The sequence below is a fragment of the Rhodospirillales bacterium genome (assembly GCA_016699855.1).
Lineage (GTDB): Bacteria > Pseudomonadota > Alphaproteobacteria > Reyranellales > Reyranellaceae.
Genome location: CP064988.1, coordinates 2,704,802 through 2,728,371 on the forward strand (window position 1 = coordinate 2,704,802; position 23,570 = coordinate 2,728,371).

Annotated in this window: 22 protein-coding genes and 1 pseudogene; 11 read left to right on the plus strand and 12 right to left on the minus strand. The window is 70.6% G+C overall.

Translation table 11 applies throughout. From position 1 onward, the window contains the following. The first annotated feature begins 36 nt into the window (after positions 1–36). Complete coding sequence (locus tag IPK81_12755; protein ID QQS10541.1) at positions 37–750, plus strand: glutathione S-transferase C-terminal domain-containing protein; 714 nt, start codon at positions 37–39, stop codon at positions 748–750. Positions 751–934: 184 nt separating this feature from the next. On the opposite strand, the gene IPK81_12760 is transcribed toward IPK81_12755, so the two are convergent. The 4 genes from IPK81_12760 to IPK81_12775 are packed head-to-tail and all read right to left on the minus strand — an operon-like array spanning position 935 to position 3,037. Beyond that, positions 935–1,414, minus strand: coding sequence for a hypothetical protein (locus IPK81_12760; GenBank protein ID QQS10542.1), 480 nt, complete (start codon positions 1,412–1,414; stop codon positions 935–937). 42 nt (positions 1,415–1,456) lie between these two features. Further along, on the minus strand, positions 1,457–1,906 hold the full coding sequence (locus tag IPK81_12765) for a hypothetical protein (protein ID QQS10543.1): 450 nt from the start codon (positions 1,904–1,906) through the stop codon (positions 1,457–1,459). A gap of 31 nt (positions 1,907–1,937) precedes the next feature. After that, positions 1,938–2,681, minus strand: coding sequence for a LysE family translocator (locus IPK81_12770; protein ID QQS10544.1), 744 nt, complete (start codon positions 2,679–2,681; stop codon positions 1,938–1,940). Then, entirely contained in the window at positions 2,648–3,037 is a 390-nt protein-coding gene (locus IPK81_12775) for a hypothetical protein (protein ID QQS10545.1), read from the minus strand. The genes IPK81_12770 and IPK81_12775 overlap by 34 nt, the downstream gene beginning before the upstream one ends. Before the next feature lie 77 nt (positions 3,038–3,114). Between IPK81_12775 and IPK81_12780 the strand changes: the two genes are divergently transcribed. Then, complete coding sequence (locus IPK81_12780) at positions 3,115–3,606, plus strand: DUF3237 domain-containing protein (protein ID QQS10546.1); 492 nt, start codon at positions 3,115–3,117, stop codon at positions 3,604–3,606. Between the two features lie 13 nt (positions 3,607–3,619). On the opposite strand, the gene IPK81_12785 is transcribed toward IPK81_12780, so the two are convergent. Both IPK81_12785 and IPK81_12790 read right to left on the minus strand, forming a co-directional pair. Further along, entirely contained in the window at positions 3,620–9,661 is a 6,042-nt protein-coding gene (locus IPK81_12785; protein QQS10547.1) for an FG-GAP repeat protein, read from the minus strand. A gap of 183 nt (positions 9,662–9,844) precedes the next feature. Further along, positions 9,845–10,678 (minus strand): amidohydrolase, encoded by an 834-nt coding sequence (locus IPK81_12790; protein QQS10548.1) that lies wholly within the window; start codon positions 10,676–10,678, stop codon positions 9,845–9,847. Positions 10,679–10,860: 182 nt separating this feature from the next. Here IPK81_12790 and IPK81_12795 point away from each other — a divergent pair, with 182 nt between their 5' ends. The 5 genes and pseudogenes from IPK81_12795 to IPK81_12815 all read left to right on the plus strand — a co-directional run bounded on the left by IPK81_12795 (position 10,861) and on the right by IPK81_12815 (position 15,276). Then, positions 10,861–11,784 carry a sulfite exporter TauE/SafE family protein gene (locus IPK81_12795; protein QQS10549.1) on the plus strand — a complete coding sequence of 308 codons (924 nt, stop codon included), beginning with the start codon at positions 10,861–10,863 and terminating at the stop codon, positions 11,782–11,784. Positions 11,785–11,807: 23 nt separating this feature from the next. Further along, on the plus strand, positions 11,808–12,563 hold the full coding sequence (locus IPK81_12800; GenBank protein QQS10550.1) for a TIGR02186 family protein: 756 nt from the start codon (positions 11,808–11,810) through the stop codon (positions 12,561–12,563). Positions 12,564–12,598: 35 nt separating this feature from the next. Continuing rightward, positions 12,599–13,098 (plus strand): annotated as a pseudogene (locus IPK81_12805) (universal stress protein). A 283-nt stretch (positions 13,099–13,381) separates the two neighbouring features. Then, positions 13,382–13,936, plus strand: coding sequence for a NifU family protein (locus tag IPK81_12810; GenBank protein ID QQS10551.1), 555 nt, complete (start codon positions 13,382–13,384; stop codon positions 13,934–13,936). Between the two features lie 260 nt (positions 13,937–14,196). Then, entirely contained in the window at positions 14,197–15,276 is a 1,080-nt protein-coding gene (locus IPK81_12815) for a glucosaminidase domain-containing protein (protein QQS10552.1), read from the plus strand. A 60-nt stretch (positions 15,277–15,336) separates the two neighbouring features. Here IPK81_12815 and ddpX read toward each other — a convergent pair whose 3' ends face one another. From ddpX to hisB, 4 genes are all read right to left on the minus strand, one after another. Further along, entirely contained in the window at positions 15,337–15,888 is a 552-nt protein-coding gene (ddpX, locus tag IPK81_12820) for a D-alanyl-D-alanine dipeptidase (protein QQS10553.1), read from the minus strand. Positions 15,889–15,893: 5 nt separating this feature from the next. Beyond that, the gene (locus IPK81_12825) at positions 15,894–16,421 is read right to left on the minus strand and encodes a DUF1003 domain-containing protein (GenBank protein QQS15087.1); all 528 of its coding nucleotides are present in this window, start codon (positions 16,419–16,421) and stop codon (positions 15,894–15,896) included. Positions 16,422–16,510: 89 nt separating this feature from the next. Next, the gene (gene hisH, locus IPK81_12830) at positions 16,511–17,155 is read right to left on the minus strand and encodes an imidazole glycerol phosphate synthase subunit HisH (GenBank protein QQS10554.1); all 645 of its coding nucleotides are present in this window, start codon (positions 17,153–17,155) and stop codon (positions 16,511–16,513) included. Between the two features lie 61 nt (positions 17,156–17,216). Beyond that, positions 17,217–17,822, minus strand: a complete 606-nt coding sequence (hisB, locus tag IPK81_12835) for an imidazoleglycerol-phosphate dehydratase HisB (protein QQS10555.1) — start codon at positions 17,820–17,822, stop codon at positions 17,217–17,219. Between the two features lie 107 nt (positions 17,823–17,929). On the opposite strand from hisB, the gene hslV reads away from it, so the two are divergent. The 3 genes from hslV (at position 17,930) to IPK81_12850 (ending at position 20,977) form a co-directional block, all read left to right on the plus strand. Next, positions 17,930–18,484, plus strand: coding sequence for an ATP-dependent protease subunit HslV (hslV, locus tag IPK81_12840; GenBank protein ID QQS10556.1), 555 nt, complete (start codon positions 17,930–17,932; stop codon positions 18,482–18,484). A 66-nt stretch (positions 18,485–18,550) separates the two neighbouring features. After that, complete coding sequence (gene hslU, locus IPK81_12845) at positions 18,551–19,858, plus strand: ATP-dependent protease ATPase subunit HslU (GenBank protein QQS10557.1); 1,308 nt, start codon at positions 18,551–18,553, stop codon at positions 19,856–19,858. 135 nt (positions 19,859–19,993) lie between these two features. Further along, complete coding sequence (locus tag IPK81_12850; protein QQS10558.1) at positions 19,994–20,977, plus strand: hypothetical protein; 984 nt, start codon at positions 19,994–19,996, stop codon at positions 20,975–20,977. A gap of 12 nt (positions 20,978–20,989) precedes the next feature. On the opposite strand, the gene IPK81_12855 is transcribed toward IPK81_12850, so the two are convergent. Together IPK81_12855 and IPK81_12860 are read right to left on the minus strand one after the other, a co-directional pair. After that, complete coding sequence (locus IPK81_12855; GenBank protein QQS10559.1) at positions 20,990–21,190, minus strand: hypothetical protein; 201 nt, start codon at positions 21,188–21,190, stop codon at positions 20,990–20,992. Positions 21,191–21,205: 15 nt separating this feature from the next. Beyond that, complete coding sequence (locus IPK81_12860) at positions 21,206–22,441, minus strand: MFS transporter (protein QQS10560.1); 1,236 nt, start codon at positions 22,439–22,441, stop codon at positions 21,206–21,208. 180 nt (positions 22,442–22,621) lie between these two features. On the opposite strand from IPK81_12860, the gene IPK81_12865 reads away from it, so the two are divergent. Continuing rightward, positions 22,622–23,557, plus strand: a complete 936-nt coding sequence (locus IPK81_12865; protein ID QQS10561.1) for a nitronate monooxygenase — start codon at positions 22,622–22,624, stop codon at positions 23,555–23,557. Positions 23,558–23,570: the final 13 nt, after the last annotated feature.

A 23,570-nucleotide genomic window follows, 5' to 3' on the forward strand; every position in this document is an offset into this window, starting at 1 on the left:
CACGGCGCGGATGGACGCGTCCGGAGGAGGACATCGATGATCGATCTCTACGGCATGGGCAGCCCGAACGTGGTCAAGATCTACGTCGCGCTGGAGGAGATGGGCCTCGCCTACAAGGCGATCCCCGTCGACGTCTTCGCCGGCGCCCAGTTCGGTGCCGAGTTCACGAAGCTCAATCCCAGCGCCAAGGTGCCGGTGATCGTCGACCACGCGGGGCCGGGCGGCGGGCCGTACACGGTGTTCGAGTCCGGCGCGATCCTGATCTACCTGGCGGAGAAAGCCGGGAACTTCCTGCCGAAGGACGGCGCGGCGCGCTACGACGTCCTGCAATGGATGATGGTGCAGATGACCGCGGTGGGGCCGATGTTCGGCCAGTACGTGCACTTCATGCGGTTCGCGCCGAAGGGGAACGAGTATTCGCTCGAGCGCTATCGCACGCAGGTCCGGCGCACGCTCGACATCCTCGAGGGCCGGCTGGCGACGGCGCCGTATCTCGGCGGCGCGGCCTACTCCATCGCCGACATCGCCACCTTTCCGTGGGCGCGCAACGTCGGGCCGTTGCTCGGCAAGGCCGTCGAGGCCGAGTATCCGAAGCTGATGGCCTGGGTCGCCGGCATCGCCGCGCGCCCGGCCGTGGTGAAGGCGCTGGCCGCCGTCGAGGACGTCCGCGCCCGGACAACGGCGTTCGACAAGGCGGCGCCCGAGACACTGGACAAGGTGTTCGGCCGCGGCGCCTTCGCGCGGGCCTGACGCCGGGCCGGCGGGCGGAAAGAATCCTGGGCGGCCGTCTTGAAGCCGACACAATCCGTCGCCATATTGGCATCGTGGTGAACCGGCGATGTAACGGCCGGCGCGAGCGACGATGTAACGGTCGGATGCGATTGCCACGGAACGGACCGCGCCCCTAAACCGGCGCGGTTTTGTTTTTTGGGCCCTATCGAGGTCCCGCGGCCGTCCGCGGACGCGTCAGCCACCACGTGCCGCCAGCCAAGACGATCGCGCCGAGCCACGGCGCCATCGACACCGCCAGCGCGACAATGATCGTCCCGTAGGGACGCGACTGCATCACCCATTGCAACACCGTCCCGGCCAGCCAGCCGGCCACGGCCGCGCCGATCACCGGCAAGAGCCGGGAGCCGGTCCCTTGCGAGGCACCCCCGGCCGGTACCGCCGCCACGCCCGCCGCGGCTGCGCGGCGGCCAGAGGCGATGCCGTACCAGACGCCCGCGATCACGGCGCAGAGGATGGCCACCGGCGGGCCGATCACGAACATCAGCACCATCCCCGCGCCGCCGTCCCGCTGCGGCACGTCGAAAATCTCGAACGCCGCCACGCCGATGACGACTGCGGCGATGTAGCCGAGCACGAGCGCTAGCAGCGCCACCAGCGTGATCTTCAGGATTCTCAGGCCCATGTCGTCATCCCATCAGCCGGATCGAACCGCGCGTCAGGGCGCCTAACTTGACCGCGGACGCGTCACGAACCATGTCGTGCCACCGAGGACGGCCGCTCCGATCCAGTCGGCCATCCACATCGCGAGAGCGGGGAGAGAACTGTCGAACGAGCCGCCGCCCGCCAGCCATTGCACCGCCTTTCCGATCAACCAGCCGAGGAGCGCCATGGCGACGATGAGGCCGATCCGGCGGCCGTTGCCGCGGGGCGCCTCCGACGTCGGGTCCGCCGGGGCCCGGCCGGACGCGATCAGATACCAGACCGCCGCGACGATGGCGCAGATCACCGCGACCAGCGGCGCGATGATGAACGCCAGTCCCATGGCGTTGGCGCCCTCGCGCTGCGACACGGCGAAGACCTCGAACGCCACCAATCCGATCGCGAACGCGGCGGCGTAGCCGAGCACCAGCGCCAGCAGCGCGATCAGCGCCGCTTTCAGGAGTCTCAAACCCATATCCCCGCTTCTCCTTCCGTGTCCCGCCCGCTCAACTTCCCGCCCGCCGCCACAGCGCGGTGGCGGCGCCGGCGCCGACCAGCAGGGTGCCGCCGGTGCGGTTCACCGCCCGCCGCACCGCCGGCTTGCGGATCGCATGGCGCGCGGCGCCGGCGACCAGCGCGTAGAGCGTCGCGTTCAGGGTCGCGAGGACCAGGAACGTGGTCTCGAAGATCGCCATCTGGGTCAACAGCGGCCTGCCGGGGTCGAGGAACTGCGGCAGGAACGCCACGAAGAACACGATGCTCTTGGGGTTCAGCGCGGTCACGGCGAAGGTGTGCGCGAACATGCGGAATGGCGGCGCGTCCTCTGTGGCTGCGGCCCCGCCGGGAGCGCCGACCGGCGCCCGCCACAGCTTGACGCCCAGCCACACGAGATAGGCCGCGCCGGCCCATTTCAGCGCCGTGAACAGGGTCGCCGAGGTCGCCAGCAGGGCGCCGAGTCCGACCATCGAGGCGGTCATCGCCGTGAAATCGCCCAGCGCCACCCCGGCGACGATCGCCGACGTGGCGCGCCTTCCGTGGCCCAGCGAATAGGCGATCACCAGCAGGATCGTCGGCCCGGGGATGGCCAGAAGCACGCTCGAGGCGGCGGTGAAGGCCAGCCAGCTCTCCACGACATGACGCGCTCCCGGCGGTGGATCCGGCGCGATAGAGCCACCCGCCGCGTGGCGATGCAAGCGCCGCCGTCGCGGCAATGCGATCAGCCGAAGCTGGAGCGGGCCTGCAGGCCCCATTTCCCGTCGACGCGCGTCAGGATGTACATCGAATGGTGGACGCTGATCACCGAGTCGTCGCCGCGCAGGCGCGTGAACCAGACGTCGAGGTGCAGCTTGTCGGGCGCCGCCATCAGCACGCGGTGGCCGTCGAAGGTGCTGCGCACCCACCCTTGCGACAGCACGCGGGAATAGAACGACTCGAAGGAGAGCTCGGGCGCCGTCGGATAGACCTCCACCCCGCCGGCCGCGAGCATCACGTGCGGGAAGTGGAAGGCGGCGCGCACGCCGTCGAGGTCGCCGCGGTTGAGGGCGTCGATGTAGCGGTCGATGACGGCGATGGCGGCGGGGTCGACGGCGGCTTGCGTGTCGGTCATGCGGGGCTCCGGTCTCGCGGCGCGGCATGGTACACGGACCGGGAGCCGCGCGTCGCGGCTTCGACGCCGGAGGAGCCATGACGGACGAGCCGCGGATCGACGCCTTCCTGTCCACCCCGCCGGGGCTGCGTTTCGCCTTCATGGTCAAGGTGCGCGTGGCGCCGATCCAGGATCTCGGCGTCACCTCGTCGGGCCATCGCCGCATCGTCGACATCCTCGGCGGCGACGTCACCGGCCCCCGTCTGACCGGGCAGATCCTGCCGGGCGGCGCCGACTGGCAGATCGTGCGGCCCGACGGCTCGATCTTCGTCGAGGCGCGCTACACCATCCGCGCGTCCGACGGCGGGCTGATCTACGTGCGCAACGAGGGCGTGCGGGTCGCCGCGCCGGCGGTCGCCGCCGCGATGGCGCGGGGCGAGGCGGTCGATCCCGGCGCCTACTACTTCCGCACCACGCCGCGCTTCGAGACCTCGGCGCCGGCGCTGCGCTGGATCGAGAACGCGGTGTTCGTCGGCGTCGCCACCCGCGCCGCCGCCGGCGTCGCGATCGGCTTCCACGAGGTGGTGTAGGGGGCGGCGCGGGTCAGATGAACTCCGCGCCGGTCCAGTTGTAGCCGTTGTTGGCGCTGAGGGTGAACGTCGTCACGCCGCCGTCGGCCGAGAGGATGGCGACATCCGCCGTCGCGCCGTTGCCGATGTAGACGATGTCCGTCAGATCGACGCGGTCGCCCTCGGCGAAGCTGAAGTCGACGATGATGTCGTCGCCGTCGCCAAGCGAATACGCGAACGTGTCCGCCCCGCCACCGCCGATCAGGATGTCGCGGCCGGCGCCGCCAGCGAGCACGTCCGCCCCGTCGTAGGCGATCAGCGTGTCGTTGCCGCCCGCGCCGGACAACGTGTTCAGGGCATCGTTTCCCTGGATCAGGTTGTCCAGACCGTTGCCGGTGAGATTGAGGGCGGTGCCGATGTTCGCGGCGAGGTTCTCGATCCCGTCCGGGGCGACGTAGTCGACGGTGACGGAGACCCACACGGTGTCGATGCCGGAGCCGCCGGTTTCGCTGACCACGTCGCCGGCGGCGTCCACCCTGAACAAATCGTCGCCGATCCCGCCGAAATAGGTGTTGCCCGCGCCACCGCCGCCGATGAAGGCGTCGTTGCCGGCCCCGCCATAGAGCGTGTCGGCGTCGAGCCCGCCCTGGAGCACGTCGTCGCCGTCCTCGCCGTGCAACACGTCGATGCCGGCGTAGCCCAGCAGATTGTCGTTGCCGCCGCCGCCCATCAGCGTGTTGACGCCGTCGGTGCCATACAGCGTGTTATCGATGTCGTTGCCCGTCAGGTCGCCCGCCGTGTCGAAGTTCAGCACGCCCCATTCGACGTTGGCGTGCATGGTGTGGCCGGAGAAGTTGACCCAGACCTGGTCGACGCCCTCGCCAACGGCTTCGACGATGGTGTCCGCCCCGCCGTCGTCGAGGCGGTAGTAGTCGTTGTCCTCGCCACCGACCAGCGTGTCGTTGCCCGATCCGCCGTAGAGGAAGTCGGGACCGAGGCCGCCGTAGAGCGTGTCGTCGCCGGCGAAGCCGTAGAGGTAGTCCGAGCCGCCCAGTCCGAACAGCGTGTCCTGCGAGGCCTCGCCGAACAGCGTGTTGCGGTCGCCCTCACCGGTGAGGATCGCGGGGCCGGCGAAGTTCACGGCGCCGACCTCGGTGCCGGTGGTCAGCGTGTAGTCGGTGAACGACACCCAGACGGTGTCGAGCCCGGCGGTGCCCGGCGAGTTCTCGTCGACGATCTCGCCGGCCTCGCGCAGGATGTAGAAATCGTCGCCATAGCCGCCGCTCATGGTGTCGGCGGCGCCGTCGGCCGCCTCGTCGAAGCGGTCGTTGCCCTCGCCGCCGTAGAGAGAGTCGCCGCCGAGGCCGCCGACCAGCGTGTCGTTGTCGCCGGCGCCGTCGAGGACGTCGACACCCGCGCCGCCGGTGAGGATGTTGGCCGCGCCGTTGCCGGTCAGCGCCGCGCCCGTGCCCAAGGCGACCGCGCCGTTCTCGACGCCGGTCGTCAGCGTGTAGCTGGCCAGCATCGAGCGCACGAGATCGTTGCCCGAGCCGCTGGTCTCGTCGACCACGTCGCCGGCGCTGTCGACGACGTAGGTGTCGTTTCCAGCGCCGCCCGCGAGGGTGTCGTTTCCGGAGCCGCCGTCGAGGGTGTCGTTGGCGCCCTGCCCGGTGATCGTGTCGTCGCCCGCCCCGCCGTCGACCGTGTAGGGTGCGCCGGCCGGACCGATCCCGAAGGTCGGGCCCCCGAACACCACGTAGGCCTGGCTCGAGCCCTGGACGCCCACCATCAGGTCGTCGAAGCCGTCGCCGTTCACGTCGCCCGCCGACGACACGTCCATGCCGCTCGACGCGGCGCTTAGCCGGAACCCCGTGCCGCCGTCCAGCGACGACAGCGACAGACTAGACGACCATCCGCCGGCGCGTCCGAACACCACGTAGCTCGAGCCGGCGCTGTTGGTGCCCACGATCAGGTCGTCGTAGCCGTCGCCGTTGAGGTCGCCGGCGTCCGACACCCGGACCCCCGCCTGGCCGCCCGATCCCAGCAGGGCGAACCCCGTCGCGCCGTCCAGCGTCCCCAGCGGCACCTCCGCCGACCAGCCGCCGGCATGGCCGAACACCACGTACGCCGTGCCCGCCAGACCCGACGTGTTCGGCGCGCCGACGATCAGGTCGCCGATGCCGTCGCCGTTGACGTCGCCCGCGGACGACACCGCGTAGCCGCTGTACTCGGCGTTCGCGGGACCCGTCAGACGGAACCCCGTCGTCCCGTCCAGCGCCGCCAGCGACAACGACGACGACCACGCCCCGGCGTGGCCGAACACCACGTAGCTGGTGTTGCCGAAACCCGTGTTCCCCGGCGCGCCGACGATCAAATCGTCGACGCCGTCGCCGTTGACGTCGCCCGCCGACGACACCGAGAAGCCGGTCCAGCTCAGCACACCGTCGAGGCGCACGCCGGTCGCGCCGTTCAGACCCGCCAGCGACAGCGACGACGACCACGCCCCGCCGTGTCCGAACACCAGGTACGCCCTGCTCTGGTTGACCGCGCCGATAATCAGGTCGTCGTATCCGTCGTCGTTGACGTCGCCCGCCGACGACACCGAGTAGCCGGCGTTGTCCGCCGTGCCGCCGGGCAGGCTGAACCCCGTCGCGCCGTCCAGCGCCGCCAGCGACAGCGACGCCGCCCAGCCGCCTGCGTGGCCGAACACCACGTACGCCGCGCCCGGCTGGCCCGTCGCGCCCGGCGCGCCGACGATCAGGTCGTCGATCCCGTCGCCGTTGACGTCGCCCGCCGACGACACGTCGAAGCCGCTATACGCCGACCCGTTGACGACGAACCCCGTCGCGCCGTCCAGCGCCGCCAGCGACACGTCCGATGGCCAGCCGCCGGCGTGGCCGAACACCACGTAGGTCGCGCCGGCGTTCGCGTTGGCGTTCGGCGCCCCGATCAGGATGTCCCCGAAGCCGTCGCCGTTGACGTCGCCCGCGTCGGAAGCCGACCAGCCCGCCAGGCCGCCGCCCGGACCCGACAGCCGGAACCCCGTCGTGCCGTCCACCGACGTCAGCCCCAACACCGTCCCCTGGCCGGCCGGCGCCACCGGCGCGAACACGTCGTTGCCGCCGCCCAGCGCCACCAGCTCCGCCGCGATCAGCCGCGAGCCCGTCACCACGTCGGCGCCGTCGCCGTAGAGCACCGTGTCCACGCCGACGCCGCCCACCAGCGTCACGTCCGAACCGTCCGCCAAAAGCGTGTCGTCCCCCAGGCCGCCGAACAGACCGTCCACCCCGGACCCGCCCTCCAGCGCGTCCGAGCCCTCGCCGCCCCACAATCCGTCGTTCCCGGAGCCGCCGTACAAACTGTCCGAACCCGCGCCGCCGGTGAGCGAGTTGTCTCCGCCGTTGCCGGTCAACGCGATTCCCGTCGCGGATATGACCGCGCCGTTCTCGACGCCGGTCGCCAGCGTGTGGCTGGCGGACGCAAGCACCAGGTCGACGCCCGAGCCGCCGCTCTCGTCGACCAGGTCGCTGACGCTGTCGACCACGTAGGTGTCGTTGCCCGCGCCGCCGACAAGCGTGTCGTCGCCCGCGCCGCCGTCGAGAATGTCGGCGCCGGTGTTGCCGGTCAGGACGTTCGTCGCCGCGTTGCCGGTCAACCGACGGCCGGAGGGCGAGGTGTTCGTCGCGTTCTCGACGCCGGTCGGCAACGTGTAGTCGATCGACGACAGGATCAGATCGATGCCCGACGATCCCGCCGACGTCTCGTTCACCACGTCGCCGGCCTCGGTCACGAGGTAGGTGTCGTTGCCCGCGCCGCCCGACAGCGTGTCGTTCCCAGCGGCGCCGGTGAGGGTGTCGTTACCGGTGCCGCCGTCGAGTGTGTCGTCGGCGGCCTGCCCTGTGATGGTGTCGTCGCCCGCCCCGCCATCGACCGTGTAGGCGACGCCGGCCGGGCCGATCCCGAAGGTCGGCCCCCCGAACACCACGTAGGCCAGGCTCGAGCCCTGCGCGCCGACCATCAGGTCGTCGTAGCCGTCGCCGTTCACGTCGCCCGCCGACGACACCCCGTAGCCGCTCCCCGCCGCGCTCAGCCGGAACCCCGCGCCCCCGTCCAGCGACGCCAGCGACAGCGACGACGACCAGCCCCCGGCCCGCCCGAACACCACGTAGCTCGAGCCCGCGCTGTTGGTCCCCACGACCAGATCGTCGTACCCGTCGCCGTTGAAGTCGCCGGCCCCCGAAACCCAGATTCCCGACTGTCCGCCGGAGCCCAGCAGGGCGAACCCGGTCGTCCCGTCCAGCGTCCCCAGCGGCACCTCCGACGGCCACCCGCCGGCGTGCCCGAACACCACGTAGCTCGAGTTGCTGCCGCCGTCGCCCGGCGCGCCCACGATCAGGTCGTCGACGCCGTCGCCGTTGACGTCGCCCGCCGACGACACCGAGTAGCCGCTGTACAGCGCCCCCGGCGGGCCCGTCAGGCGGAACCCCGTCGTGCCGTCCAGCGCCCCCAGCGCCAGCGTCGCCGACCACGCCCCGGCGTGGCCGAACACCACGTAGCTGGTGTTGACGCCGCCGGTGTTCCCCGGCGCGCCCACGACCAGGTCGTCGATCCCGTCGCCGTTGACGTCGCCCGCCGACGACACCGAGAACCCCGCCCACGACGCGCCGTCCAGACGCACGCCCGTCGCGCCGTCCAGCGACGACAACGCCGTCGACGCCGACCACGCCCCGCCGTGCCCGAACACCAGGTACGCCGCGTTCAGCTGGAACGCCCCCACCAGAACGTCGTCGAACCCGTCGCCGTTGACGTCGCCCGCCGACGACACCGAGTAGCCGGCGTTGCCGCCCGCGCCGCCCAGCGCGAACCCCGCCGTCCCGTCCAGCGTGCCCAGCGACAGCGACGCCGGCCAGCCGCCGGCGTGGCCGAACACCACGTACGCCGCGCCCGTCGTCCCGCCGAGGTTCGGCGCGCCGACGATCAGGTCGTCGAAGCCGTCGCCGTTGACGTCGCCCGCCGACGACGCCGACCAGCCCGCGTTGCCGCCCGCGCCGTTCACCACGAAGCCGGTCGTCCCGTCGAGCGACGCCAGCGTCACGTCCGACGGCCAGCCGCCGGCGTGGCCGAACACCACGTACGCCGCCCCCGACGGCGCGCCCGCGTTCGGCGCCCCCACCAGCAGGTCGGCGTAGCCGTCGCCGTTGATGTCGCCCGCGTCGGACACCGCCCAGCCCGCCGAGCTGCCCCCCGGTCCCAGCAGCCGGAACCCCGTCGTGCCGTTGACCCCGGTCAGCGTGAACACCGCCCCCGGCCCCGCCGGCGCAACCGGCGCGAACACGTCGTTGCCGCCGCTCAGCGACACCAGCTCCGCCAGGATCAAACGCGATCCCGTCACCGCGTCCGTCCCGTCGCCGTAGACCACCGTGTCGACGCCGCCGCCGCCCAGCAGCGTCACGTCCGAGCCGTCCGCCAGCAGCGTGTCGTTCCCCGACCCGCCGTACAGCCCGTCCACCCCCGCGCCGCCCTCGAGCACGTCCGAACCCTCGCCGCCCCAAAGACCGTCGTTCCCAAGACCCCCGTACAACAGGTCCAAGCCAACGCCGCCCTCGAGCGCGTCGTCGCCGCCGTTGCCGGTCAGCGTGTCGTCGCCGTCGTCGCCGGAGATCGAATCGTTGCCGTCGCCGCCGTCGACCACGTCGGCGCCGTCGAAGCCGAGGAACGTATCGGCCAGCTCCGCGCCGGTGATGGTGTCGGCGCCGTCGAACAGGTCGGCGAGGAACGACGCCTCGTCGCTCGCGGCGTAGTAGGCGACGAAATCCGACATCTGCATCGAGACGCCGGTCAGGGCGAAGATCTGCGCGTCGGTCGCCGAGAACAGCGTCGCGCCGGTCATCTCGCCCGTGCCCAGCGGCAGGCCGTCGATGTCGTAGGTGAAGCCGGTGCCGGGGATGACGAGGTAGGTGCCGTCCGCCTGGTCGATGCGGAAGGATGTCGCCGTCAGGTTCTGGGTACCGACCCAGTCGTCGAAATCGAGGAGCGGATCGAAAGCGTTGCCCGCGGCGATCGTCAGCGTGCCCATGGAGTCCCCCCGGACCGGACTGGGTTCGTGCTACGCGACTCCTGCTTCACCCCATGCGGTCGGGCGGATTCCTTGGCGGAACCTCGTGACTACCGAAAACCGCGACGCAAATAGCGCGCTGGGCAGCGCCGTTTGTCAATCGCCGCCGTGTTTCCCCGGGCGGCGCGGGCGTGTCGTCCGCCGTCAGGAGGTCCACCCCAGCCACTCGCGCACACCGCGGCCCATGATCCAGTCGAGGTCGTCGGCCGAGAGGAACGCCATCTCCTCGGTCCACATCGTCACCCCCTGCCGCCATGTGCACGGTAGGCGCGACCAGTCCGTCCCCCAGAACATGCGCCGCGGGCCGAACGCGTCGTGGACGCGCCGGATGTAGGGGTGCAGACGGCGGAACGGATAGGAATCGGCAGTGTAGCTGGGCAGCGCCGTCACCTTCACCGCGACGTTGGGACGCTTCGCCAGCGCCAGCAGACGGTCGAGATCGGCGAACGCGGCCTCGTCCTTCTGGTCGTTGCGCAGGCCGAGATGGTCCATCACCAGCCGCAGGCCGGGGTGGCGTTCGGCGACGCCGTCGATCAGGTGGGCGTGGCGGTGGTGCGCCAGCACCATCAACGGCACGCCCTCGCGTTCGGCGGCGGCCCACAGCCAGTCCATCCGCCCGTCGACCAGCGGCGGCAGCAGCGCCGGCGTATGGAACGTGAAGCGCATGCCCAGCATGCCCGGCTGCTTCCGCCAGCCGGCGACCTGCTCGCGCGCGCCGGGCGCGTCGGGATCGAAGCGGCCCATGACCGCGAAGCGGCGGGGATGGGCGCGGGCGGCCTCGAGCGCGAGGTCGTTTCGGTCGCCCTCCCACGACGGCGGCACCAGCACGACGCCGTCGACGCCGCCTTCGTCCATATGGCCCAGCAGCTCGTCGGCGCCCAGCGCGACGGCGCGGTGCGGCGGATGGCGGTCGGTCGGCCACGGACGCTCCGGCGTGTTGGCACCCCAGATATGGACCTGCGCGTCGACGATCCCCATGGCCGCTTCCTCCGGTTCGGCGCGACTATAGCCGGCCGCCGGCGGCTTTCGACGCTATTCGCGCGCGCCGCGCGAGGTCTTCGTTGCATCGCTGGAATCCTTGGCGCACAAAGACCGGAGGCCGTGCGCGCGGTCGCGGCGGGACCGGGCCCGCACGGCGCGCGCCGCCCGGAGCCGGCCGCGTGGACGTCTACCTGCCGATCGCCGAGATTTCGCTGAGCGTCTTCCTGCTGCTCGGGCTGGGGGCGATCGCCGGCGTGCTCGCGGGGTTGTTCGGCGTGGGCGGCGGATTCCTGCTGACGCCGCTGCTGATCTTCGTCGGCGTGCCCCCGACCGTGGCGGTCGCCAGCCAGGCCAACCAGGTCATCGCGACGTCGATCTCCGGCCTCGCCACCCAGTGGAAGCGCGGCACCGTCGACCTGCGCATGGGCATGGTGATGCTGATCGGCGGGCTGGCGGGTTCGACCGCCGGCGTGTGGTTGTTCGGCGCGCTGACGCGGCTGGGCCAGATCGACCTGACCATCCAGATCGGCTACGTGCTGCTGCTCGGATCGATCGGCACGATGATGCTGGTCGAGTCCTACCGCGCGTGGCGGCGGCGGCGCGCCAACGAGCCGGTGCGGCGCAAGCTGCACCAGCATTTCCTGGTCCACCGCCTGCCGTTCAAGCTGCGCTTCTACAAGTCCAAGCTCTACGTCAGCGCCCTGCTGCCGCTGGGGCTGGGCTTCCTGATCGGCGTCCTGTCGGCGCTGCTCGGCATCGGCGGCGGCTTCGTGCTGGTGCCGGCGATGATCTACCTGATCGGCATGCCGACGCTGGTGGCGATCGGCACCTCGTCGTTCCAGATCCTGTTCGTCGCCATCAACGTCACCTTCCTCCAGGCCGTCCAGAACCAGACCGTCGACGTCGTGCTGGCCCTCATGCTGATCCTCGGCGGCGCGGTCGGCGCCCCGATCGGCGCTAGGCTTGCCGTCAAGCTGCCGGGCTTCCAGCTGCGCGGCATGCTGTCGATCCTCATCCTCGGGATGGCGCTGGAGCTGCTGTTCGAGCTGCTGGCCCAGCCGGCGGCGCTGCACACGCTGGGCGGTTCGGTGGCGACGCCATGATTGCGACGCGTCTCCGCCGGTGGATGGCGCCGCTCATCTGCGCGCTGGCGTCCGTTCTGGGCCTGGCCGGCGCGGCCGGCGCGGCCGACCAGCCTTTGCTGGTCGACCTGTCGCGGCCCCGCGTGTCGATCACGTCGGCCTTCCGCGGCGCAGACGTGCTCGTGTTCGGCGCCATCGACGGCCCCGGCGACGTCATCCTCACGGTCACCGGCGCGACCACGCGGCAGACGGTCCTGCGCAAGGAGCGGATCCTCGGCCTCTGGATCAACGCCGGACGGCAGGCCTTCGAGGAGGTTCCGTCCTACTACGCCGTCGCCGCGACGCGCAGCCTCGACGTCATTCTCCCGCCGGGGGGCCTGCCCGGCGTGCCGGTCACGCTCGACGAGCGCCTGGCCGGGCTACGGCCCCCGCGCGACGCGCCACGCCGCACGCCGCTGGACCTGACGGATTTCCGGCAGGGACTGATCGACGCCAAGCGCCGCGCCGGGCTCTTCCCGACCGAGACGCAACGGGTCACACTGGTCGGAGGGCGGCTGTTCCGGGCCGAGATGCGGTTCCCGTCGCGGCTGCCGATCGGCTCCTACGAGGTCCGCGCCTACGTCGTGCGGGACGGCGTCGCGGTGTCGGCGGTGTCGCGGACGCTCGAGGTCAGCAAGGCGGGCTTCAGCGCCCGGGTGTCGGAATGGTCGAAGGGGCAGGCGCCGCTCTACGGTGTCGCCGCCATCGTCGGCGCCCTGCTCATCGGCTGGGTGGCCGGGGCCGTGGCGCGGCGCTTGTAGGCGCGGCATCGCGTATTCGACCGGTTGGAGGGGGTATGGCGCAGGACACGGGCGACGCGGCAGCGACGCGGCCGCCGGAACGGGTGTTCCTCGTGGTGGTCGACGAGACGCCGGAGTTGCGGGTGGCGCTGCGCTACGCCTGCCGCCGCGCCAAGCGGACCGGCGGCCGGGTGGCGATGCTCTACGTCCTCGATCCGCCCGAGCCGCAACAATGGGCGTCGATCGGCGACCTGATGCGCGAGGAGGCCCGCCAGCAAGCCGAGCAGACCGTGTCCGGACTGGTCGACCGGTGGCCGCCCTCACCGGGTCGCCACCGATCCTGCATTTCCGGGAGGGACAGCGGCGCGACGAGCTTCTGAAGTTGATCGCCGAGGATCCATCGATCTCCGTGCTCGTGCTCGCGGCCGGCGCCGGCGCCGACGGACCCGGGCCCTTGGTGTCCGCACTCGCGGGCAAATATGCCGGCGCGCTGCGTCTACCGCTGACGATCGTGCCGGGAAGCCTCGGCGACGCCGAGATCGACGCGATCTCATGAAGACCCATGTTGATTGCGGCAATACGCTCCCAGTTTTCCACAGATTCATTTATTGACATCGTTGAAATCAAAAATACACCGATGGCGCATGGTGTTTTTCACTCACAGATAAACCATCCTGAATCGTCTATATTACATAACACATGAGTGTTTGGTCTTTTATTAGGCCTTGAAGGGGGGGTGCCGGCTGCTTAACTGCCGACCGATCACGACGCGTGGCGACCGATCCGCGACCGGGATTTGGCGTGCGGCGCGAGACAACGTGAAGGTCAGGTATAGCCCAATGTTCATTCAGACCGAGCAGACGCCGAATCCGTCGACTCTGAAGTTCCTTCCGGGCCGGATCGTCCTCGAGCAAGGCACCGCCGATTTCCCGACGCGCGAATCCTCGACGCGCTCGCCGCTCGCCCGCCGGCTTTTCGACGTCGACGGCGTGGAGCGCGTGTTTCTGGGCTCCGATTTCGTCACCGTGACCAAGATCGACGGCCAGGACTGGCAGGTCATGAAGCCCGCGGTCCTTGGCGGCATCATGGAGCACTACACCTCCGGGGAGCCCGCGATGGCCGCCGCCGAGGTGTCCGAAGCCGCCGGCGCGGCCGAGGACGAGGACGAGATCGTCACGCAGATCAAGGAGTTGCTCGATACCCGCATCCGTCCGGCGGTCGCGCAGGACGGCGGCGATATCGTGTTCCACTCCTTCGAGGACGGCGTCGTTTACCTGCATATGCAGGGGTCCTGCTCGGGCTGCCCGAGTTCGACCGCGACGCTGAAAATGGGCATCGAGAACCTGCTGCGGCACTACGTGCCCGAGGTCGTCGAGGTCCGTCCAGTAGCGTAGTCAGCCCAGCTTCAGTTCACGTACCGGCGGTACGTCGCCGGCGGTCTCCTGACGTGGAGGCCGCCCCGGATGGCGTCGTGCGTCCGTCGGCCCGGGGATACCTTTTCGAAAGGTCATCAATGAGCGCGCGCGCACATCGGACGACCGGTCGCGGTCGCGACTACGCGTTCTTCGTAGCCATCGGAGCCTGCCTTCTGTCCGCTTGGGCGATCGGCCCCGGCGCGAACGACCATGTCTCGGCCAACGCCGCGAGCGCGCCCGTGGCGCCGCCCCACATCGAGGAGGTGCACGCTCCCGCCGAGCGCGCGACCACGGCCCCGATGGCCATTCCCGGCGGCGCCGGGTCGGTGCGCGTCTCGCTCGACGCCCCGGCGGCGATGGAGCCGTTCCCGCCCGGTCCCAGCTTCGCGCTGGTCGATGGTGCGGCGCCCGTCGCGGCCGGCGGCTTCGCGCCGCAGCCCTTCGGGTTCATCGCGGGTCCGCGGGAGATGCGGTCGGCGACGCTCGCCGACGCCCGTCCGATGCACGGCCGGTGGTCGCACGCCATCGGGCCGATGCGCCGCGAGGTTAAGTCCATGCAGGTCAGCAACACGACCGAGCTGGCCGAGATGTTCCGCGCCCACGACTACACGTTGGATGGCGCCCGCCGCGGCGGCGCCGTGCCGTCGCTGCACATCGAGAAGGTGCCGGCCGATCTCGGCGCGTTGAAGGACGGCAACGAGCGCAAGGCGCTGTTCATCAAGGCCCTGCTGCCGATCGTTCTGGAGGCCAACGAGCGCATCCTCGCCGACCGCGAGGAGCTGCTGCGCCTTCGCGCGGTCGACGCCGCCGGGGGCGCTTTCGACCTCGCGGAGCGGATGTGGCTGGCGGAGCTCGCGGACCGCTACAATCTCGAACCCACCCAGCTTGACGAACTGATCACGCGCGTCGACGCGGTGCCGCCGTCGATGGCGATCGCCCAGGCGGGCGTCGAAAGCGGCTGGGGCACGTCCTACGCCGCGCGCGTCGGCAACGCCCTGTTCGGCCAGATCCAGCCCACCGGCCGGCACGCCGTGCAGGTGCCGTGGCGGCCCGGCCCGGCGATGCCGCAGCCCTTCGCCAGCGTGGTCGAGTCCTGCGAGGCCTACTTCCTGAACCTCAACACGCATCCGGCCTACGCCGCCTTCCGCGTGGAGCGCGCGATGGCGCGTGGCGCCGGCAAGAGCCCCGACGGCTATCGCCTGATCGGGAACCTGATGCGCTACTCGGAGCTCGGGCAGGGCTACATCAACTTCGTGCGCGGCATCATGCGCGAGAACAAGCTCTCGGATTTCGACGAGGCGCGGCTGTCGCCGATCTAGCTGGACGTCAAGGAACGGTCGACGCGGGCCTCGGCCCGCGTTTCTCGCTTCAGGCCGGTGTCACATCATCGGTTCAGGCAGGTCGGCGTCGGCGACCAGCGGGAAACGGCGCGCGTCGAACAGCTGATAGTGCCACCATTCATTGCGGTAGAAATCCCAGCCGGCCGCAGTCATCAGCCCCATCAGCAGGAACCGGTTGCGCTGCGCGTCTACCGGAACGTCGCGGTTGGCGTGGTGCGACAGCGGCGTGAAGGCGTCGAACGCCGTGCCCATGTCCAGCGCGCGGCCGTCACGGTCGATCAGCGTCAAGTCGACCGCCGCGCCGCGGGAATGCGGAGAGCCGCGCCGCGGATCGGCGAGGAACTCCGGATCGGGGTTGGCGTTCCATAGCGCCCATTGCGCCTCGGTCGGACGCAGCGCGTCGAACACCAGAAACCGCAAGCCCAGCGGCGCCGCCAGCTCGACGGCGCGCGCGAGATGGTCGGCGGCGACGCGGTTGAGCCAGCAGCGCGGCCGCCGGTAGACCGGCCGGCCGGTGACGTTGGCGGCCGTGGCGTAGGCGAGTTCGATGTCGACGTCGAACTCCGGGCGCTTGATCTCCACGATCTCCATGGACGTCATCCCGGCGCCGCCGCGCTCTGCCGATCCACCAGCGCGCGCAGCAGCCGCAGTTGCTCTTCCTGTTGGCCGATCAAGGCCGCGAGCTGACGGGTGCGGAACTCGTCGAGTTTGTCGTGCAGCGCCATGATGTCGAGCTCGGCCTTCAGGTTGACCTCGTAGTCGTGCCGCGCCGCGAGCCGGTCGCGCTGCGACTGGCGGTTCTGCGACATCATGATGATCGGCGCCTGCAGCGCCGCCAGCATCGACAAGATGAGGTTGAGAAAGATGTAGGGGTAGGCGTCGAAGACGAGGCGCCCCGACAGCAGCAGGCTGTTCAAGGCGACCCAGGCCGCGAGCGCCGCCCCGAACAGGCAGATGAACGTCCACGAGCCGCCGAACGCCGCGACGGCGTCGGCCAGGCGCTGGCCGAACGTCAGGTCGTCGTCGACATCCTCGTCGGGATGCCGGCTGATATGCGCGTCGCGGGCGATGTGCGACAGCACGCGGCGCTCGAGCTCGCCGAGATCGTCGACCCGCGCCTTCATGAGCCGGGTGGCCAGCGAGCCTAGGTTTTCGTCGGTCATGATCGCCTCGCGTCGTGCGGGACCGCGCGGCCCGGCGCGCCGGCCGGCGGTCAGGGCTTCCAGCGCAGGAAGTTAGCGAGCAGCCGCAATCCCGTCGCCTGGCTTTTCTCCGGGTGGAACTGCGTGCCGAACAGGTTGTCGCGACCGATCGCGGCGGTGACCGGCCCGCCGTAGTCGACCCAGGCCAGCCGCTGCGCCGGCGCCGCGACCACGAACTGGTATGAATGGACGAAATAGGCGTGGTCGCCCGGCGCGATGCCGGCGAGGAGCGGATGGGCGGCGACATCGCGCAATTCGTTCCAGCCCATGTGCGGGATCTTCAGCGCGGGGTCGGCGGGCGCGATGCGCACGACGTCGCCGGCGATCCAGTCCAAGCCGGCATGGACGCCGTATTCGACACCGCGCGTCGCCATGAGCTGCATGCCGACGCAGATACCGAGGAACGGTTTGCCGCCGTCGATCACTTCGCGCCGCAGGGCGTCGACCATGCCCGGCACGGCGAACAGCCCGGCCCGGCAATCGGCGAAGGCGCCGACGCCCGGCAGCACGACACGCTCCGCCGCCGCGACATCGGCGGGATCGCTCGTGACGACGATCCGGTGGTCGGTGGCGGCCTCGCGCGCGGCGCGCTCCAGCGCCTTGGCGGCGGAGCGCAGATTGCCGGAGCCGTAATCGACGATGGCGACGCTGGGCATGGAAGGCGGGGTCTCCGGCCGGCGCCGGATCGGGCGCCGCTGACGGGTCGGGAGGCGGCGTCTAGAGGACGCCCTTGGTCGAGGGCAGGGCGCCGGCGGCGCGCGGGTCGATCTCGACCGCTTGCCGCAGCGCCCGCGCGAGGCCCTTGTAGGCGCTCTCGACGATGTGGTGGTTGTTCTCGCCGTACTGGTTCCAGACATGCAGGGTGAGGCCGCCCATCTGCGCGAAGGCCTGGAACCACTCCTTGAACAGCTCGGTATCCATCTCGCCCAGCTTGGGACGGCTGAACGCGACTTTCCAGACCAGGTAGGGTCGGTTCGAGGCGTCGAGCGCGATCTCCGTCAGGGTCTCGTCCATCGGGATGGTCGCGGCGCCGTACCGGCGGATGCCCTTGCGGTCGCCCAGCGCCTTGCTCAGGCACTCGCCGAGCGCCAGCCCCGTGTCCTCGGTGGTGTGGTGGAAGTCGATGTGCAGATCGCCCTTGGCGCGCACGCGGATGTCGATCAGGGAGTGCTTCGAGAGCTGCTCCAGCATGTGGTCGAGGAAGCCGATCCCGGTCGACACGTCGTACGCGCCGGTGCCGTCGAGGTCGATCCACGCCTCGATCTCGGTCTCCTTGGTCTTGCGCGTCACCGTGGCGGCGCGCCCTTTGGCTCCTGAGGCCATCGCGGGGCTCCTTGAATGCGGGCCCTTGTAACAGAGGCTTCGGCGCGGGGCCACCGGGGCGCCGGCGGGCGTTTGACTCCGGCCGCGCGGCCCCTATCTATGACCCCATGAGCGAACAATCCCCGGCGTCGCCGGTGTGGCACGGCACCACCATCCTCTCGGTGCGCAAGAATGGCGAGCTGGTGATGGCCGGCGACGGCCAGGTCAGCCTCGGCGCCACGATCATCAAATCGAACGCGCGCAAGGTCCGCCGGCTGGGCGACGGCTCGATCGTCGGCGGCTTCGCCGGCGCCACGGCCGACGCCTTCACCCTGTTCGAGCGGCTGGAGGCCAAGCTCGAGCAGTATCCCGGCCAATTGACGCGGGCCTGCGTCGAGCTGGCCAAGGACTGGCGCACCGACCGCTACCTGCGCCGGCTCGAGGCGATGATGGCGGTGGCCGACCGCTCCGTGTCGCTGGTCCTGACCGGCACCGGCGACGTGCTGGAGCCGGAGGACGGACTGATCGGCATCGGCTCGGGCGGCAATTTCGCGCTCGCCGCCGCCCGCGCCCTGATCGACATCGACGGGCTCGACGCGGAGACCGTCGCCCGAAAGGCGATGAAGGTCGCGGCCGAGATCTGCGTCTACACCAACACCAGCGTGGTGCTGGAGAAGCTCTAGCGCGCCGGGCCGCGCGGCGCCCCGGCCGCCGCCCGCGACGCACCCGACTCGATCCGAACGGAACACATGACCGATTTTTCCCCCCGCGAGATCGTCTCCGAGCTCGACCGCCACATCGTCGGCCAGGCCGACGCCAAGCGCGCCGTCGCGGTCGCGCTGCGCAACCGCTGGCGCCGCCAGCAGCTTCCGGCCGCGCTGCGCGAGGAGGTCCTGCCCAAGAACATCCTGATGATCGGGCCGACGGGCTGCGGCAAGACCGAGATCGCGCGGCGGCTGGCGAAGCTGGCGGGCGCGCCGTTCCTGAAGGTCGAGGCCACCAAGTTCACCGAGGTCGGCTACGTCGGCCGCGACGTCGAGCAGATCGTGCGCGACCTGATCGAGGTCGGCATCGACCTGGCGCGCGAACGCCTGCGCCGCGAGGTCCAGGCCAAGGCCGAGATGGCGGCCGAGGACCGCGTGCTCGACGCGCTGTGCGGGCCGACGGCGACCGCCGACACGCGCCTGCGCTTCCGCCAGAAGCTGCGCGACGGCGAGCTGGCGAGCCGCGAGATCGAGCTCGAGGTCGCCGACACCGGCGGCGCGCCGACCTTCGAGGTGCCGGGCATGCCCGGCGCGTCGGTCGGCATGATCGACATCGGCCAGATGCTGGGCAAGGCGTTCGGCGGACGCACGCGCAAGCGCAGGATGACGGTCGCGGAATCCTACACCGTTCTGCTGCGCGAGGAGAGCGACAAGCTGCTCGACCAGGAGCGCGTCGTGCGCGAGGCGCGCGAGGCGGTCGAGCAGAACGGCATCGTCTTCATCGACGAGGTCGACAAGATCTGCGCCCGCGGTTCGGAATACCGCGGCGGCGACGTCAGCCGCGAGGGCGTGCAGCGCGACCTGCTGCCGCTGATCGAGGGCACGACGGTCAACACCAAGCACGGGCCGGTGAAGACCGACCACGTGCTGTTCATCTGCTCCGGCGCCTTCCACCAGGCCAAGCCGGCCGACCTGCTGCCGGAGCTTCAGGGCCGGCTGCCGATCCGCGTCACGCTGAAGGGCCTGACGGGAGAGGATTTCCGCCGCATCCTGGTCGAGCCGGAGGCCAGCCTGCTGAAGCAGTACGTGGCGCTGCTGGCGACCGAGAAGGTGGCGCTGTCGTTCACCGACGACGCCATCGACGAGCTGGCGCGCCTGGCGGCGGAGATCAACGGCACGGTCGAGAACATCGGCGCGCGCCGGCTGCACACCGTGCTGGAGAAGCTGCTGGAGGAGATCAGCTTCACGGCGTCGGACCGCGGCGGCGAGACGATCGCGGTCGACGCCGCCTATGTGCGCGAGAAGGTCAGCGCGCTGGCCAAGAACGCGGACCTGAGCAAGTTCATCCTCTGATCCGGCGCCCGCCGGCCGGGCGCCGGCGGTGTGATCTTCGCCACAGACGCGCGCGCGTGCCGGGCCGATACTGCCGGTCGACCTTGGCGCGACGACCGCTCCGGCGGGCGCCGCGGCGTCAACCGGGAGGAGACCATGAGTTTCGGCGTCGCGATCGAAGTGGGGATCGGGCTGATCCTCATGTACCTGCTGCTCGGCCTGTTCGTGACGGCCATCAACGAATTCGTCGCGCAGTTCGCGAGCATCCGGGCCAGACATCTCAAGAGCGCGCTGCGGCACATGCTCGGGCTGCGGATGACGGGCGATGACACCGCGAACCTGGCGCTGTTCACCGCCCTCACGTCGAGTCCGGTGTTCCAGATCGCCGGCGAGATCTCGAAGACGACGGGCAGTGGAACCGCGCCTTCTCCGTCCTACATGAACCGTGACTCGTTCCTCGCGGCGCTGCGCGAGGCGATTCCGAAGCTCCAGCTCAAGGACGCGCAAGGCGCCACGCTGTCGGCGGAGAGCCTGCGCCAGCTCGACATCAAGGGCCTGATCGAAGCGCTGCCGAAGGAAAGCGGATTGCGGGCCTCGCTTCTGGCGGTGATCGGCGATGCCGGCGCCACCGCCAAGGAGGCCGAGAAGCGTGTCGGCGACTGGTTCGATTCGATGATGGAGCGGGGAACCGGCGCCTATAAGCGCTGGATGAGCGTGTTCTCTCTCGTTCTCGGTCTGGCGCTCGCCATCGGCTTCAACTGCGACACGATCCGCGTCGCTCAGGAGCTCGGAACCAACGCGACGCTCAGGGAGGCGGTGGTCAAGACGGCGGAGGACATCAAACAGCGCTGCCAACCGGCGGCGGCGCCGGCGGACGTCGCGAAGCCCGCCGAGGCCGAGAAGGCCGCGGCGGCCAAGGCGAAGGCGGCGTGCGAGGACGTGCGGAAGAACCTCGACGCGCTCCAGACGCTGCCCGTGGGCTGGAAAGCCGGCGACGGTACGGTGCTGGCGTGGGGTTCGCTGTCGATCATCGGGTGGGTGGTCACCGCGCTGGCGGTGTCGCTCGGCGCGCCGTTCTGGTTCGATGTGCTCTCGAAGTTCATGAACGTGCGCGGCGCGTTGAAGACGCCCGCGAAATAGCCGTCATCCGGCTCAGAAGCAGAACACGCGCTCGATATCGAGCAGGATCGCCTCGCCGCGGGCGATCCACAGCCAGCCGGCGCCGACCACGGCCAGCGCCGCGGCGCCGCCCAGCGAGATCCAGAACGCGGGCGACGGACCGTCGGGCGGACGCGCGGTCGCGCCGGCGGCTTGCGCAGCCGGCGTCGGGCCGGGGTTCGCGGTGGCGTCCATGACTCCAGTATCGGCCTAGGCGGGCCGCGCGACAAGGCGGGCGACGGGGCGCTCCAGGATCATCCAGTGGATCGCCGCCGCGAACAGCGCCAGCGCGACCGCCGCCCACCACATGGCGTCGTAGCCGCCGGTTCGGTCGAACAGGAAGCCGCCGCCCCAGGCGCCGAGGAAGCCGCCGATCTGGTGGCTGAAGAAGGCGATGCCGTAGAGCGTGCCCATGTGCTGGGGCCCGAACAGGTAGCCGACCAGCCCGCTCGTCAGCGGCACGGTGCTGAGATAGAGCAGCCCGAACAGCGTCGAGAAGATCATCACGTTGATCCCCGTCGGCGGCGCCAGCATCAGGAACATGAACAGCGCGCCGCGCATGAGGTAGTTCAGCGCCAGCACGTTCTTGCGCTGGTAGCGGGTGCCGAGCACGCCGGCCGCCAGGGTGCCGATGATGTTGAAGAAGCCGATCACCGCCACCGACAGCGCGCCGACGCTGGCCGGCGTCAGCGCCTTGCCGAACCAGTCCAGCCCGGTGTTGGTCGAGATCAGGTAGTTCGGCATATGGGTGCTGACGAAGGCGACGTGGAAGCCGCACACGAAGAACCCGATGGTCAGGAGCACGAAGCCGCGGTCGCCGAACGCCTCGGCGACCGCCTCGCGCGTGGTCTGCCTCGGGGCGGCGCCGGTGGCCGGCGGCGCGTTGCCGGCCCAGCGGCCGAGCCCGAAGGCCAGCGGGATCATCAGCGCGGCCAGCGCCGCCAGGATCAGCATGGCGCCGCGCCAGCCGAACAGCTCCATCATCACGTGTCCGAACGGCACGACCGAGAACTGCCCCAGCGAGCCGCCGGCCGTCGTGATGGCAAGCGCCATGGTGCGCTTCTCCGGCGGCGCCGCCTGTCCGACCGCGCCGAACACGGCGCTGAAGCCGGCGATGCCGATGGCCGCCCCGGCCAGCGCGTTGCCCAGCGTCAGCATGCCGCCGTCCTGCGAGACCGCGACGAGGATCAGGCTCAGCACGTAGATGACGCCGCCGGCGGCGCAGGTGCGCACCACGCCGAAACGCGTCGCCAGCGCCCCGCCGACCGGCGACAGCACGCCGAACAGGAACTGCGCCAGTCCGGCGCCGAACCCGAACAGCCCGTAGCTGATCTGCAGATCGCTCACGATCGGCTTCTGGAAGATGCCGAAATTCATCCGCACGCCGGTCGCCAGCAGCAGGACTCCGGCGCCGCAGGCCACGACGATCCACCACGCGCGTTGCATCGGACATCTCCAAGTACCCGGCCCCGGCCGGACCGGCGCCTTTCTTTGCGGCCGGTTCCGGCGCGGCGCAAGACAAGCCTGTTCGCGGGGGTATGACGGGGGCTCATGCGAGGTCCGGGCGGCGTTCGCCGCGGTCCCGCGCTATAAGGGGCGGCGTCCGCGAATTCCTGGAGACGGCCGATGAACCGCGTCCTCGCCCATACCGGGGCGACCTACCCGATCCTGCAGGCGCCGATGGGCTGGATCGCCCGCAGCCAGCTCGCCAGCGCCGTGTCGATCGCCGGCGCGATGGGGATCATCGAGACCTCCAGCGGCGAGACCGAGGCCTGCGCCGCCGAGATACGCCGGATGCGCGAGCTCACCGACAGGCCGTTCGGCGTCAACCTGCCGCTGCTGTTCCTGCGCGATCCGAAGATGGTCGACATGGTGTGCGGGAGCGGCGTGAGGTTCGTCACCACCTCGGCCGGCTCGCCGGTCAAGCTGCTGCCGACGCTCAAAGCCGCCGGGCTGACCGTCTACCACGTCGTGCCGACCCTCGCGGCGGCGGTGAAGGCCGTCGACGCCGGGGTCGACGGCCTGGTCGTCGAGGGCGGCGAGGGCGGCGGCTTCAAGAACCCCGACGACGTCTCGACCCTGGTGCTGCTGCAGGCGATCCGCGAGGCGGTCGACGTGCCGCTGATCGCCGCCGGCGGCATCTGCGACGGCCGCGGCATGGCGGCCGCCTTCGCGCTGGGCGCCGAGGGCGTGCAGATGGGCACGCGCTTCGTCAGCTCGGCCGAGAGCCCCGTGCACGCCAACTACAAGCAGGCGATCCTTGACGCCACCGACACCGGCACGGTGATGCTCAACCGCGCCGGCACGCCCTGCGTGCGCGCACTGAAGACCGAGACGTCGAAGGCGATCCACAAAGCCGGCGTGATGGACCGCGCGACGCTGGGCTCGGTGAAGGACCTCTATTTCGGCGGCGACATGGAGTGCTCGATCGCGCTGGCGGGCCAGACCTCGGGCCTGATCCACGACATCCTGCCCGTGGCCGAGATCGTGCGACGCACCGTCGAGGGCTTCCACGCCATCCGCAAGGCGCAGTGGGAGCGGTCGGCGGTCGGCGCGTTCTGAGCGCGGCGCCGGC